Here is a 13,880-nt window from a genome sequence, read left to right as displayed (position 1 = left end):
GGGCAGGGGGCCCGCCTGGATCGGGACGGGGTACGCGGACGGGGTACGGCACGCATGTGCGGTACCCCGTCCCCGTCCTCAGGTCCAGAGCACCGCGATGAAGATGTTCACCGTGGTCAGCCCGCCCACCAGGGCGAACAAGCCCTTCTCCACCTTCTCGTCGTCCCGTTTGACGTAGACGAGGCCGAGGATCACGACCAGCAGGGCCAGCTTCACGCCGATCTTGACGTTGTTGACGGTCTGGTCGTCGGCCTGGTTGAGGCCGACGAGGACCGCGCCGGTGACCAGCATGGTCAGCGCGCCGTGCAGCATGGCGGGGGTGAAGCGGGCCGTGCCGTCGCCCATGGCCTTCATCTGGGTGAGGAACCCGCCCAGCAGGGAGGCGATGCCGATGATGTGCAGGGCGACGAAGACATGAATGAGTACGTCCATGAGCCCGGACCCTAACCGGACGCCCGTACGCCGCCTCGCACCGGCCCGGACCCCGGGCCCTCGGCGGGCTCAGGGCCGAGCCCATAGCACCGTCGCGCGTGCCGCTCCCCCACAACGCGTCCATCGGTCACCCCACCGCGCCAAGTCGGTGGCACCGGGCCCCGATCACGGTCGCACCCGGTCAGCTCGTGGCCGACTGCCACCACTTCCGTACATGCCGTTACCACCGGCGTGCGGCGAGGTTTAGCGTCCTTCCTCAGGTGACCGGCTCCCCACCACATCCGCCCGGGCCAGGGCGGCAGTCGGCACCACCGCCAAAAGGTCCGGCGGCGGTCCGCTCCCCCTGTGCGGGCTGCCGCCGGACGTGCAACCAGCCCCTGAGGGCCACCGCCGCGGACATACCCGTGCCCCGGCGGCCGTACGGAAGGAACGTGGATCGCACGTGGCAGCGCACCGCAAGCCCAGACAGCGCTCACTCGGCGGCGGTACGGCCCGCACCGCCTTCACCATCGCCCTCGCGGGAGCGGCGAGCGCGACCGGGTTCGAAGGGACGGGGGTCGCCGCACCCCAGCTGACGCCGGCCCAGGTGAAGGCGAAGGTCGACAAGCTGTACCAGGAGGCGGAGGTCGCCACCGAGAAGTACAACGGGGCGAAGGAGAAGGCCACGAAGGCGGCCGGCCGGCTCGGCACCCTGCAGGACGAGGCGGCACGGAAGACGGAGCGGCTCAACTCCGAGCGGGCCGCACTCGGCTCACTGGCGACCGCCCAGTACCGGGACGGCGGCATCGATCCCGCGCTGGGGCTGATGCTCTCCTCGGACCCCGACCGGTATCTGGACGGGGCCGCGTTCGCCGAGCGGGCCGGCAGCCGACAGGCCTCGGCGGTCTCCCGCGTCCGCACGCAGCTGCGCGACATCGAGCAGTTGCGTGGCGCCGCACACATCGAACTCACCTCTCTCAAGGCACGACAGGCGGACCTGAAACGCCACAAGAAGACGATCACCGGGAAGCTCGGCGAAGCACGCCACCTGCTGGCACGGCTGCCGGCCGCGGACCGGGCCCGCATCGGCGCGGACGACCCGGACACCGCACGCGCCTCACGTTCCGGACAGGCCTCCCGCGACCTCGGCCACGGCTCTCCCTCCACGACCGCGCCCAACGCCCGGGCGGCGGCAGCGGTCTCGTACGTCTACGGGAAGCTCGGCAGCCCTTACGTGTGGGGGGCCACCGGGCCCGACGCCTTCGACTGCTCGGGGCTGATGCAGGCCGCGTACCGCTCCGCGGGCATCTCGCTGCCCCGGACGACATACGCGCAGATCAACGCGGGCCAACGCGTCTCCCGCTCCGCACTCCAACCCGGTGACCTGGTGTTCTTCTACTCGGGCATCAGCCATGTGGGCATGTACGTCGGCAATGGACAGATGGTCCACGCACCCAACCCGTCGGCCCCGGTACGCGTCGCACCGATCGACGAGATGCCGTTCGCGGGGGCGACGCGGGTGGCGTGAGGGGGTTCCGGTACCGGTCCACCCGCCTGGGGTTGCTCGGCGGTCGGCGGGGTGGAGGCGGTTGGAGGTAACTAATGACTGGCGGGTGACGGTTGGCGGGTGACGGTTGGCGGACAGCCTCTAGACCAGGCGTCGTGCCGTCGCCCACCGTGTCAGCTCGTGGCGGTTGGAGAGCTGGAGCTTCCGCAGGACCGCCGAGACGTGGGACTCGACCGTCTTGACGGAGATGAAGAGCTGCTTCGCGATCTCCTTGTACGCGTAGCCGCGGGCGATGAGGCGCAGGACCTCGCGCTCGCGCTGGGTCAGGCGGTCGAGGTCCTCGTCGACCGGCGGGGCGTCGGTGGAGGCGAACGCATCCAGGACGAAGCCGGCCAGGCGGGGCGAGAAGACCGCGTCGCCGTCCTGGACGCGGAAGACCGAGTCGACCAGGTCCGTGCCGGTGATCGTCTTCGTGACGTAGCCGCGGGCGCCGCCCCGGATCACTCCGATGACGTCCTCCGCCGCGTCCGACACGGACAACGCGAGGAACCGCACCGGCTGCTCGGGGTCGGCCATCAAGGGCGAACAGCGGCGCAGCACTTCGACCCCGCCGCCGCCCGGGAGGTGGACGTCGAGGAGGACGACCTCGGGGCGGGTCGCCGTGATGACCGTGACCGCCTGGTCGACGTCCGCGGCCTCGCCGACCACCTCGACGCCGGTCCGCTCGGTCTGCCCGATCTCCGCCTGGACCCCCGTACGGAACATGCGGTGGTCGTCGACGAGCACCACGCGCACCCGACGCCCTGGCGCGGAACCGGCCGGATTCCCGGTCGAGCCAGCACCGGTCGCGCCGGCCTCCGCACCGCCGGTCACGCCGTCGGTCGGCCCGACCGCTCCGGTCGGTTCGTTCGCGTCGCTCATGTCTCCGCCCTCTCCATCTCCAGCTCGACCTCCGTGCCGCCGTCCGGCACCGCGCGCAGCCTGGCCGTACCGCCGTTGCGCTCCATGCGGCCGATGATCGATTCTCTGACGCCCATGCGGTCGGCGGGTATCGAGTCCAGGTCGAATCCGGGACCGCGGTCCCGGACCGACACGAAGACGGTCCTTCCCTCGACCTCGGCGAAGACCTGCACCGCGCCGCCGTCGCCACCGTACTTGGCCGCGTTCACCATGGCTTCCCTCGCGGCCTGCATCTGGGCGGCGGTCCTGTCGTCGAGCGGGCAGTCGCCGACGACCACCACCTCTATGGGGACGCCGTGCTTGTCCTCGACCTCCGCCGCGCTGCGCCTGACGGCCTCGGCGAGGGTGTCGGGCTCGTCCGCCTCGTCCTTTCCGGTGCCCGCCGGTTTGTAGAGCCAGTTGCGCAGGTCGCGCTCCTGGGCGCGGGCGAGGCGGCGGACCTCGCTCGCGTTCTCCGCGTTGCGCTGTATCAGTGTGAGGGTGTGCAGCACCGAGTCGTGGACGTGCGCGGCGACTTCGGCCCGCTCCTGTGCGCGGATGCGCATCAGGCGTTCCTCGGAGAGGTCCTGGGTCATGCGCACGAGATACGGACCGGCCAGCAGCGCTATCCCGACGAGGACGGCGAGCGCGGCCTGCAGGACCGACCCCAGGTGGGCGGCGGAGCCCTGCAGAACGAATATCCCGGAGACTCCCGCGGCGACGAGCAGGACACCGGCCGCGGAGCGGAGCAGGCTGATCGTGCGCTTGCGGCGGCCGACCTCCATCCAGCGGGCCCGGCGGGCATTGTCCGCCTGGCGCCAGACCAGGGCCACGCCCGCGCCGACGAGGACGGTGGGCCAGAGATAGGCCTTGGCGCCACCGCTCAGGTCCACGTTCCCCACGAAGACCAGGGCCACCACGACCATCGCGAGCAGCGCGACGATCTGGCCCTTGTCGGGCTTGCGGGCCACGAGTCTGCGGCGGCCGTCGGGGGCGGTCTCGGTGGCGAGGGCGGGTGGCCTCTGGGCGTCCACGCCACCGACGCCGAGAGGGACGAAGAACCAGAACGACGCGTACAGCAGGGCGCCCAGGCCGTCCGCCATGAACAGGCCCGCGAAGACCAGCCGGACCCAGATCACGGGCAGGCCGAGATGCCCGGCGAGCCCCCGCGCCACGCCACCGAGCCAGCGTCCGTCGCTGCTGCGGTAGAGCTTGCGCGGAGGCCGTGGGTCCTCGATGGTCAGGGCTGCGGCGTCCGGCATGCCATCGATGTTCACACGCCGGGCGCCACCGGGCATCAGGGTCGACCCCCGAGACTCCCCTGATCTTCGATTCCGGTCCGGTGATCTTCAAATCTAGTTCGATGATCTTCGAATCCGGTCCGGACGGGCGGCCCGAGGGGTGCGCGGGGGACGGGGCCGCGTCGCTCAAACAATGCCGCCACGCCGTCCGGACACCGGCCCGCACGGCCCGCATGGCTCGCACGGCCCCAGCCAGCCTGCACTCACGACCCCGCGACCGGCGCCGCACGGCCCTGAGGGTTGTCCCGGGGTCGAATTCAGGGTTCGGCCAGGGTCGTTCCGACTGCCGTCGGGCCGTCGCGGCCGTCACCATGGACGTATGAGCGATCAGCAGCACGCCGCGGCGCATCCGGGGCCCGGGCCGGGCCCCGGCTCCGGCGCGAGTGCGGCCCGGGGGCCGGACGCCGGGCCGCGGGACCCCGGACCCGCAGCGGACGCCCGGGCGGACACCTGGGCCGACACCCGGGCGGATGCACCGGCGGCCACCGCGGCCCCCGCCGGTGAGGAACCGCGTGCGCCCGGGGAGGGGCGCGCGCACGACGACGCGGTCGTGCCCGAGGTTCCGCGCAGGTTCCGGCGCGATCCGCGGCACAAGATGCTGGGCGGTGTGTGCGCGGGTCTCGGGCGGCAGTGCGACATGGACCCGGTGATCTTCCGGATCGTGCTCGCGGTGCTCGCCGCGACCGGCGGCCTCGGCCTCATCTTCTACGGCTTCGCCTGGCTCTTCGTCCCGTACGACGACGAGGAGGAGAACGAGGTGCGCAAGCTCCTCACGGGCCGCGTCGACGGCCAGGCGCTGGCGGGCGTGCTGTTCGCCCTCGTCGGCTGCGGTGTGTTCCTCTCCATGCTGAACAACGCGAGCGTGCTCACCTTCGCGGCGACGCTCTCCCTGCTCCTCGCGGGCGCCGGCTACTGGTCGCGGCAGCGCGGTACCGACGTCCCCGACCCGTCCCCGAGCTCCCGCGTGCGCTCGGGCAGGGGCGGCCCCATAGCCGCGCAGGCCGTCGCCGACGCCCCGCCCGAGGCACAGGCACCGCCGGTCCCCGCAGCCTTCCCCTCCTGGTGGCGGGAGCCCATCGTCAAGGACGGGACGTACGAAGGCGGCACGGGCTATCTGTGGGGCCCCAAGGGCCCGTGGGAGCGGGACATCGCGGCGGCGATCACCATCGCGCACGGCGGTGGCCCGGACCGGGGCATACGGCCGCGGGACGCCAAGCCGCGCGGCCCCCGCGGGATCGGTGGCCGGGTGTTCCTGCTCGCCCTCCTCGCAGGCGCCCTCGTCACCCGCCTGACCTGGGACGACCACACGCTCGGTGTCAGCCTGCAAGCCGGCCTGGCCAGTGCGCTCGCCGTGTTCGGCCTGGGTATCGCGGTCAGTTCGTTCCGCGGGCGTACGGGAGCGGGGTCGGTCTTCCTCGCGATCGTCACGGCGGGGCTGCTGGCCTGCTCGGCGGCGCTGCCGGCGGACATCACCACCCACTGGGAGCGAGTGGACTGGACACCGGCCACGGCGGCCGTCGTACAGGAGCAGTACGACCTCGGCACGGGCGTCGGCACCCTCGACCTCAGCCGGATCGACCCGGGCAAGGGGCGGACCGTGACGACGAACGCCGAGGTGGGCATGGGACAGCTCAAGGTGGTCATACCGAAGGACGTGACGGTGAGACTGAACATCGACGTGGGGGTCGGGGACATCCAGTTGCCGGGAGACGACCAGCGGGACGTGGACGTGGCTCCCGGCAAGCACAAGGAGCTGACGCTCGCGCCCGTGGACGGGAGCAAGGACGGCGGCACGCTCGACCTCACGCTCGAAGTCGGCCTCGGACAGGCGGAGGTGGCCCGTGCGGCGTCATGAGTTCAAGCCCGGCCGGCTCATAGCGGGTCTCTTCCTGATGCTCACAGGTGTCGTCTACGCCGGTGACGCGGGCGGCCTCTGGGAGACGCCGTGGTTCGCGGTGATCCCGCTCGTCACGGGAGGCCTGTTCCTGGCCGCTGTGACGGGCAGCGTGGCCCACGGGATACGGCGTCGCCACCGCCGCGGGGTGCCTGCGCCCGACCCCACACACGCCCCTGGCTGACCGCGCCACCCGGGCCCGCGCGCGGGCGGCCCCGGAAATCGGCCGCTGCACCGAGCCGGACTCCGTTCGGTGCGGCGAGCGGGCGGCCGGGCCGGGGCCCCGCCCCAGCGCCCGGCAGGACGGCCGGTGCCTGCCTAGTAGGTGCCCGACCTGCGCCGTCGGCGGGCGCGGAGTGTCGCGTCCAGGGAGAACACGCCTGCTCCGGCGAGGACGAGGGGCAGCCAGGCCATCAGATAGGGAAGGTCGTTGCCGTAGTAGTACGGGTCCGCGGCCCAGCTCATCGTCAGCCAGAGACTGAGGGAGATCAGCGCCCCGCCGAGCGCGGCGAGGCGGGCCAGCAGACCGATCAGCGTGCCGATGCCCACCGCGAGCTCGCCGAGGGCGATGGCGTAGCCGAAGCCGACGGGGCTCTTGAGAGCGAGGTCGATGAGTGCGGGAATCGCCGACGAGTCACGGACCGCGCGCATCATGTCGCCGATGGAACCGGCACCGGAGTCGGACATGAACGCGCTGTCGGTGAGCTTGTCGATCCCCGCGTAGATGAACGTGACACCAAGGAAGACGCGCAGCGGCAGCAGGGCGTACCGCGTCGCGGTGTCCCGCCAGTCGCCACCGCCGCCGTCGTCCGAGTATCCGGAGTGCGTGTCCGTGCGCATGCCGTGAGCCATAGCCCTCCGCCACCTCTCAACCGCCGAACGGTTCACCCCTCAACAAACAATACGTACGGGGGCCAGTCCCCGCTCAGGGGCGGACGCATAAATTTTTGCCGCGTCCACCCGATCGTCCCCTTTGACCCTTGGTCCTGGCCCCCTCGGCCTTTGTTCTTGGTCCTGGTCCTGCCCCTTAGTTCTGGTCCTGGCCCTTGGTTCTGAACTCCGGAAGGGCGGGAGTCCCGCCGTGGTTCGAGCGTCCTCAGTCCGTCACGTCGATCTCCACACGGTTCGTCTCCACGCCCGCGGCGGTGACGACCTGTACCGCCACCCGTCCCGGTTCCACGTCCGCGGGTACCGGCACGGTGAGGACCGCGTCGGAGGGGTTGCTGAAGCCGCCCGGCACGGGGACCAGCGGGACGTGTACGTGCACCGCGCCGATCCGCACCACCATCCGCGACAGCCGGTCCGCGCTCTGCGCGCCGGGCGGTACGAACCCGGCGCCCCGGATCTCGATGTCGTCGCCGGTCCTGATCGGCGCGTCCAGGTCGCCGGCCTCGCGCGCGCGGACGACCGAGAGGATCACCGGCCGGCCGCCCTCGGCGTACTTCGCGGCGACGTACGTGGCGGCCGAGATCAGCACCATGACCGCGAGTCCCCAGGGCAGGTCCGGGAGTTGTTCGGGGCGCCGGGCAAGCCGTACGGCGGCGAAGACGAGCGCGACGGCGCCCAGCACCGCGTACTGCGTGTCCGCGAAGCTGCCGCGTCCGGAGTCGTCGGTCAGCAGGTCGGCGGCCCGGGGCCGGTCGGCCCGTACCTTCTGCAGCCGCTGCCCGAGGACCCGCAGGCCGACCACCCGCCGTACCAGCACGGCGATCGCGCACACGACGGCGAGGACGGTCACGATGCCCGCGCCCCGGGCCAGTTCGAGTCCTTCGATCAGGGAGTCGCGTTCGGTGTGGGAGGACGCTCCGGCCAGCCGGCCGGCCAGTACCAGCACGGCGTAGACGACGAACAGCACCCATCCTGCGGCCACCACGCGGGAGGTGGAGAGCCGGTTGTCCTCACCGATGACCGGCGCCAGCACCCCGCCGCGCGCCCGGTGGAACCACGAGGCCGCGGTCAGCAGCACGGCCACGACGACCGCCGCGAGCAGCCCCGCCGTGCGCGCGGCCGTCCAGCCCGCCCCGATCGCGGTGAGCGCCTGCACTAGCAGCAGGACGGCCACAAGGCCCCATACGGACACGACCGTTCGCCGCCAGACGAGACCGAGCCAGACCTCCCCCTCGGCCCGGCCGCGCTCGGCGACGAGGTCGGCGGACTGGGTCAGCGCGTCCGACACCCACTGCCGGGAGGCCCCGGCCGAGTGTGCGACCGCGGCCGGCAGCCCGTGCCCCGACGCCAGTTCGTCCCGCTTGGAGAGGAACGCGGCGACGGCCCGCCGATGCCCCTCACGCGCCCCGTGCGGGCAGTCCCCGCAGGCACAGCCGCCCTCGTGCCCGCCCCGACCGGGACCCCGGACGGGGTCACGCCCCGTGCCCTGTCCCGTCTCCTGCACCGCCACGCCCGTTGCCGCCTTCCGCACCGCTCTGTCGAATACTCATCGGCTACTCATCGGCCGTGCGCCCGCCCACCGCGCACACCCGTCCACCGCACATCCGCCCACCGCACACCTGCGCAGCCGCACAACTGCCTTGTGACGACAGCGCATTGTGCCGTACCGCACACCCCCCGCGTCCGCCAGGTCTGGTCAGCGCGGGTGAACAGGCCACCCCCGTGTTGACCCGGCTGCGAGAATTTCCGTATGGCCGAGATCATCCAGCGCGACGGGACCTGGGCCTTCGACGGCAGCACGGTCCGGATCACCCCGGGGCTGCACCGTTCCGTGCCGCTGTTCCGGCAGACGTACGGAGAGATCGCCGTGCCCCTCGAAGCGGTCGCGGGCGTCGTCTACGAGCCCGAACGCAAGCGTGGCCGACTGCGGCTGAGACTCCGCGAGGGCGCCGACCCGCTCCTCCAGGCGACCGGGGGCCGGCTGCCCGACGCGGCGGATCCGTACCGGCTGTCCGTGGACATCGACCGGTCGGGGGTCGCCGAGTACGTCGCCGAGGAGATCCGGCACGCCCTGCTCATCGAACAGATTCCCAAGGAACCGGCCGGGGCGTATCTCCTGCCCGGTCCGCCGGTGCCCGTCTCGGTCCGCTCCAGCGACGGCACGGTCTCCTTCGACGGAGCGAGGGTCCGTATCGACTGGAGCGACACCTCGGACCGGGTGAAGCGCGCGACGGGCCCGCGCATCATCGGCCTGCCGGATCTGGTGCAGGTGGAGTGGCTGCCCAACTCCGGTTACGAGGAGGGCTTCCTGCGGTTCGTGACGAACGACTCGGTGTTCTCCAAGCTGCCGCCGGAGAAGGATCCGTTCGCGCTCGACCTGTGGGGCAGCGCGCGCCGCGATCTGCTCACGGCTCTCGTCGCCACCGCGGTCATGGCCCGCCTCCCGCACCCGTCCGCCCGGACGACCGGCGGGCTCGCGCGGGGCGAGCTCGTACGCGGAGATCCCCGCCTGCCGGCCGCCGCACCCGAAGGCTCCGTACGACCTCAGGTACCCCAGGTACCCCAGATATCCCAGGGGCACCAGACACCCCGGGCGTCCCAGACGCCTCCGGAGGGCCTTCACGACGTACTCCTGCGCAGGCTGCGGGAGTTGGGCGAGCTGCATCGCGACGGCGTGCTCACCGACGAGGAGTTCGCGACGACGAAAGCGGCCGTGCTGCGCGACTTCTAGTACGGCGGCCAGTACGTGGGCTGGTACGGCGGCGCATCCTTGCCGACGCGGCCCATCTCATGGCGCGGTCCATCTCATGGCGCGGTCCGTATTCTCGCGCGGCCCGTTTTCTCGCGTGGCCTCTCCTGAGACATGTGTGGTCTCTCCTGAGACATGTCAGGACAGCAGATCCGGCTCGCTGCGGCTGATGTCCTGCCACAGCGGCTGGTAGTTGATCCACGCGACCAGGTCCCCGCCGGCCTGTTCCCGCGTCGCGACCGCCTGCTTGTGGCCGATGAGCACCGGCCGCCCCGCGGCGCGCGCGGTCAGCTGCACCTGGCAGGAGCGTTCCATCGACAGGAACCACCAGGCCGCCGCGTCCACGGAGTCGCCCACGGTCAGCAGCCCGTGGTTGCGCAGCACGAGCGCCTTGAACGAACCGAGCGCGGAGGCGATCCGCCGCCCCTCCTCGGCGTCCACGGCGACCCCCGAGTAGGCGTCGTACAGCGCGTGGTCCTCGTAGAAGGCGCAGCTCTCCTGGGTGATCGGGTCGAGGAGCTCACCGAGCGCGGACAGCGCGCGTCCGTGCACCGAGTGGCAGTGGGCGACCGCGACGACGTCGGGCCGGGCCGCGTGCACCTGGGCGTGCACGGTGAACGCCGCCTGGTTCACGTGATAGCGGCCTTCCAGCACCTGACCGTCCTCGTTGGCCATCACCAGGTCCCCGACGGTGACATGCTTGAAGGGCATTCCGAACGGGTTCACCCAGAAGCAGTCGCTGTACTCCGGGTCGCGCGCGGTGATGTGGCCGGAGACCCCGTCCTCGAAACCGAGCCGACCGAAGAGCCGCAGCGCGCCCGCGAGGCGTTCCTTGCGGTGCCGGCGCTCGTCGTCGAGCGACTCGTGCATGGGCGGCATCGCGAACCGCAGTCTGTCGGTGGGAAGGGGCAGGGGCGGTGTGGGCCCGTGCATATGTCCTCCAGCCCTGAGGGGCGGACTCCGTACGTGTTTACGGGCGGGAAGTTACCGGCGGTCAGCGCAGGAGAACAGAGATGTCGACGAAGAGAGTGCACAACCGTTGTACGAGATCGCTGGTCTGCCTGACCGGAGCCGTCAAGCCCGTCGGGCACCCGCACCGACGCCCCCTGGAGGGACCCCCCGTGCACAGCCTTCCCCACACGCTGTGCGGACCGCGCCCCGCGACCGCATCACCGTCCTGCCCATGAGGAACACGAGGAGCAGCAAGAGCGGCAAGAGACCCGGAAGAACCAGCAGGACCAGCAGGACCAGTTGGCCGGGCAGGACCAGCAGGACCAGCAGGACCAGCAGAGCCTCAAGGACCATAGGGGCCCTGCAGACCCTACGGGCCATACCGGCCAAGAGAGTCGAGCGGCTGATCACGGACATGCTCAGGCAGGTGGCCACCCGTGACGTGGTCGTGCTGGACGACCGGGCCGGCTCCCCACGGCGTCTCGCCGCACTGGCCTACGTCGCCGTGCAGTACGGCTTCCGGTACGAGCGGTCGAGCCGGGTCGGCCAGACGCTTCAGGTCCGGCTGGTGCGCGACCGCCGACCCGAGGCCCGCGAGCGCAGTACGGCGGCTCTCGGCCGGCTGGCGGCGGGCCGCGCCCCCGGTATGCGTCCGGGCACGCTGAGACCCCTGCCGGACGTGGCGCCGACGGTGAGTCTGCTGAAGACCCGCATCGAGTTCGACGCCCTGGACGACGACCTCGACTGGCGCCGCAAGGCCGTGTTCATGGGCGCCAGCGCGCTCTTCATGGCGTTGTTGCTGATCCCCGCGGGGTGGACGGCGTCGCTCGCGGCGGGCGCCATGATGGCCGCGGTGTTCGCGCTCCTCCTGCGTCTGGAGATGGTGCGCAAGGACCGGCTCGCCCGCCGTCTGCGCTCGGCGGACCGCAACTCCCGCAGGACGAATCTCCGCACCTCGCTGCCGAAAAGACGCCACTAGATGTCGGGTATCGCCGCCACACTCGTCGTATGACTCGGACGACATCGAACTGGGCGGCCTTCGTCGCCGCGGAACAGGATTTCGCCAGGACCGTCGAGGAACGGTTCGCGGGCTTCACGCACCACGTGGTGGCGACCCTCCGCAGGGACGGGTCGCCCCGCACGTCCGGTCTGGAGGTCCGCTTCCTGAACGGGGAGCTGTGGCTCGGCATGATGCCGGACTCCCTCAAGGCGCTGGACCTGCGCCGGGACCCGCGTTTCGCCCTGCAGGCGAACCCGGGGCCGGGCACGGAGCCGGCCGGCGGCGACGTACGGATCGCGGGCCGGGCGGTCGAGGTCCAGGACCCGGCGGAGAAGGCCGGATACAGCGAAGAGGTGAAACCGCCGGAGCCGTTCCACCTCTTCCGCACCGAACTGACGGAGGTCGTACGGACCTACGTCGAGGACGACACGTATCTGGTCGTCCAGATCTGGCAGCCGGGAGTGCCGGTGCGCACTCTCAGGCGGACCTGAGCCCCGCGAGAGCGGGGCCCGGGACCGCTACTCCCACTCGATGGTGCCCGGCGGCTTCGACGTCACGTCGAGGACGACGCGGTTGACGTCCGCGACCTCGTTCGTGATGCGGGTGGAGATCTTCGCGAGGACGTCGTACGGCAGACGCGACCAGTCGGCGGTCATCGCGTCCTCGGAGGACACGGGCCGCAGCACGATCGGGTGGCCGTACGTGCGGCCGTCGCCCTGCACCCCGACGGAGCGGACGTCGGCGAGCAGCACGACCGGGCACTGCCAGATGTCGCGGTCGAGACCGGCGGCCGTCAGCTCCTCGCGGGCGATGGCGTCGGCTTCGCGGAGCAGGTCGAGCCGCTCCTTGTTGACCTCGCCGACGATGCGGATGCCCAGGCCGGGGCCGGGGAACGGCTGGCGCTGGACGATCTCGTCCGGCAGGCCGAGCTCCTGGCCGACCATCCGGACCTCGTCCTTGAAGAGCTGGCGCAGCGGCTCGATCAGCTGGAACTCAAGGTCTTCGGGGAGCCCGCCCACGTTGTGGTGGGACTTGATGTTCGCGGTGCCCGTGCCGCCACCGGACTCGACCACGTCGGGGTAGAGGGTGCCCTGGACCAGGAAGGCGACCTCCGGGCCCTCGTCCGCGATGATCTCCGCCTGGGCCTGCTCGAAGACCCGGATGAACTCGCGGCCGATGATCTTCCGCTTCTCCTCGGGGTCCGAGACGCCCTTGAGAGCGGTGAGGAAGCGGTCCTCAGCGTCCACGACCTTCAGCTGGACGCCGGTCGCCGCCACGAAGTCCTTCTCGACCTGCTCGGTCTCGCCCTTGCGCATCAGGCCGTGGTCCACGTACACGCAGGTCAGCTGGGTGCCGATGGCCTTCTGTACGAGGGCCGCGGCGACCGCGGAGTCCACGCCGCCGGAGAGGCCGCAGATGGCGCGCTTGTCGCCGACCTGCTCGCGGATGTGCGCGACCTGCTCCTCGATCACATTGCCAGTGGTCCAGTCCGGGCTCAGACCCGCGCCGCGGTACAGGAAGTGTTCGAGCACCTGCTGGCCGTGCGTGGAGTGCATGACCTCGGGGTGGTACTGGACCCCGTACAGCTTCTTCTCGTCGTTCTCGAAGGCCGCGACCGGGACGACGTCCGTGGAGCCGGTGACGGTGAAGCCCTCGGGGGCGGCGGAGCAGGCGTCGCCGTGCGACATCCACACCGACTGCTCGTCCGGGGTGCCCTCGAAGAGCGTCGAGCCGGACTTGCTGACGTGCAGTTGCGTACGGCCGTACTCGCGGGCGCCCGTGTTGTCGACGGTGCCGCCGAGGGTGGTGGCCATCAGCTGGAAGCCGTAGCACATGCCGAAGACCGGGACGCCGGCCTCGAAGAGCGCGCGGTCCAGGCGGGGGGCGCCTTCCGCGTACACCGACGAGGGGCCGCCGGAGAGGATGATCGCCGCGGGGTTCTTGGCGAGCATCTCGTCGACCGGCATGGTGCTCGGGACGATCTCGCTGTAGACCCGGGCCTCACGGACTCGGCGGGCGATGAGCTGGGCGTACTGCGCGCCGAAGTCGACGACCAGGACGGTGTCGGGGGTGGCGGCGGGGGACGCTTCTGGCACGGTTTGCCTTCCGGCGGTTTTGCGGGGCTGTGTTCTTGATTCTAACGGGGGTCCGAGGGCGGGTGGCCCCGCCGGGTTTTTCGCCCCCGCCGCCCCTTCCCGTCCCGTACCTGCCTCGGGGGCGCTGCCCCGGAACCCCGTCCT

General features: G+C 71.4%; 13 protein-coding genes. 6 read left to right on the top strand and 7 right to left on the bottom strand.

Going from position 1 to position 13,880, the window contains the following annotated elements; genetic code table 11:
• Positions 1-78 precede the first annotated feature (78 nt).
• Positions 79-432 carry a hypothetical protein gene (locus tag K3769_RS14565; RefSeq protein ID WP_267026854.1) on the bottom strand — a complete coding sequence of 118 codons (354 nt, stop codon included), beginning with the start codon at positions 430-432 and terminating at the stop codon, positions 79-81.
• Between the two features lie 442 nt (positions 433-874).
• On the opposite strand from K3769_RS14565, the gene K3769_RS14560 reads away from it, so the two are divergent.
• Positions 875-1,939: a C40 family peptidase gene (locus K3769_RS14560; protein WP_267026853.1), complete on the top strand. Its 1,065-nt coding sequence runs from the start codon at positions 875-877 to the stop codon at positions 1,937-1,939.
• Between the two features lie 120 nt (positions 1,940-2,059).
• On the opposite strand, the gene K3769_RS14555 is transcribed toward K3769_RS14560, so the two are convergent.
• Both K3769_RS14555 and K3769_RS14550 read right to left on the bottom strand, forming a co-directional pair.
• The gene (locus K3769_RS14555; protein WP_267026852.1) at positions 2,060-2,839 is read right to left on the bottom strand and encodes a LuxR C-terminal-related transcriptional regulator; all 780 of its coding nucleotides are present in this window, start codon (positions 2,837-2,839) and stop codon (positions 2,060-2,062) included.
• Complete coding sequence (locus K3769_RS14550) at positions 2,836-4,119, bottom strand: ATP-binding protein (protein WP_267026851.1); 1,284 nt, start codon at positions 4,117-4,119, stop codon at positions 2,836-2,838. Before K3769_RS14550 ends, K3769_RS14555 begins: the two co-directional genes overlap by 4 nt.
• Positions 4,120-4,477: 358 nt before the next feature.
• On the opposite strand from K3769_RS14550, the gene K3769_RS14545 reads away from it, so the two are divergent.
• Positions 4,478-6,013: a PspC domain-containing protein gene (locus tag K3769_RS14545; RefSeq protein ID WP_267026850.1), complete on the top strand. Its 1,536-nt coding sequence runs from the start codon at positions 4,478-4,480 to the stop codon at positions 6,011-6,013.
• Positions 6,000-6,236 (top strand): hypothetical protein, encoded by a 237-nt coding sequence (locus tag K3769_RS14540; RefSeq protein WP_267026849.1) that lies wholly within the window; start codon positions 6,000-6,002, stop codon positions 6,234-6,236. The genes K3769_RS14545 and K3769_RS14540 overlap by 14 nt, the downstream gene beginning before the upstream one ends.
• A 134-nt stretch (positions 6,237-6,370) precedes the next feature.
• Here K3769_RS14540 and K3769_RS14535 read toward each other — a convergent pair whose 3' ends face one another.
• Complete coding sequence (locus tag K3769_RS14535; protein ID WP_267026848.1) at positions 6,371-6,892, bottom strand: DoxX family protein; 522 nt, start codon at positions 6,890-6,892, stop codon at positions 6,371-6,373.
• 256 nt (positions 6,893-7,148) lie between these two features.
• The gene (locus K3769_RS14530) at positions 7,149-8,450 is read right to left on the bottom strand and encodes a hypothetical protein (RefSeq protein WP_267026847.1); all 1,302 of its coding nucleotides are present in this window, start codon (positions 8,448-8,450) and stop codon (positions 7,149-7,151) included.
• A gap of 240 nt (positions 8,451-8,690) precedes the next feature.
• On the opposite strand from K3769_RS14530, the gene K3769_RS14525 reads away from it, so the two are divergent.
• On the top strand, positions 8,691-9,671 hold the full coding sequence (locus tag K3769_RS14525; protein WP_267026846.1) for a DUF4429 domain-containing protein: 981 nt from the start codon (positions 8,691-8,693) through the stop codon (positions 9,669-9,671).
• 156 nt (positions 9,672-9,827) lie between these two features.
• On the opposite strand, the gene K3769_RS14520 is transcribed toward K3769_RS14525, so the two are convergent.
• Entirely contained in the window at positions 9,828-10,622 is a 795-nt protein-coding gene (locus tag K3769_RS14520) for a class II aldolase/adducin family protein (protein ID WP_267026845.1), read from the bottom strand.
• Positions 10,623-10,872: 250 nt separating this feature from the next.
• Between K3769_RS14520 and K3769_RS14515 the strand changes: the two genes are divergently transcribed.
• Positions 10,873-11,619, top strand: a complete 747-nt coding sequence (locus K3769_RS14515) for a hypothetical protein (protein WP_267026844.1) — start codon at positions 10,873-10,875, stop codon at positions 11,617-11,619.
• Between the two features lie 29 nt (positions 11,620-11,648).
• Complete coding sequence (locus K3769_RS14510) at positions 11,649-12,131, top strand: pyridoxamine 5'-phosphate oxidase family protein (protein ID WP_267026843.1); 483 nt, start codon at positions 11,649-11,651, stop codon at positions 12,129-12,131.
• A gap of 27 nt (positions 12,132-12,158) precedes the next feature.
• Here K3769_RS14510 and guaA read toward each other — a convergent pair whose 3' ends face one another.
• Positions 12,159-13,736: a glutamine-hydrolyzing GMP synthase gene (guaA, locus tag K3769_RS14505; protein WP_267026842.1), complete on the bottom strand. Its 1,578-nt coding sequence runs from the start codon at positions 13,734-13,736 to the stop codon at positions 12,159-12,161.
• Positions 13,737-13,880: the final 144 nt, after the last annotated feature.

The organism is Streptomyces ortus (assembly GCF_026341275.1).
Lineage (GTDB): Bacteria > Actinomycetota > Actinomycetes > Streptomycetales > Streptomycetaceae > Streptomyces > Streptomyces ortus.
Note: the sequence above shows the minus strand (reverse complement) of the source record. Positions and strands in the feature narration are given on the sequence as shown.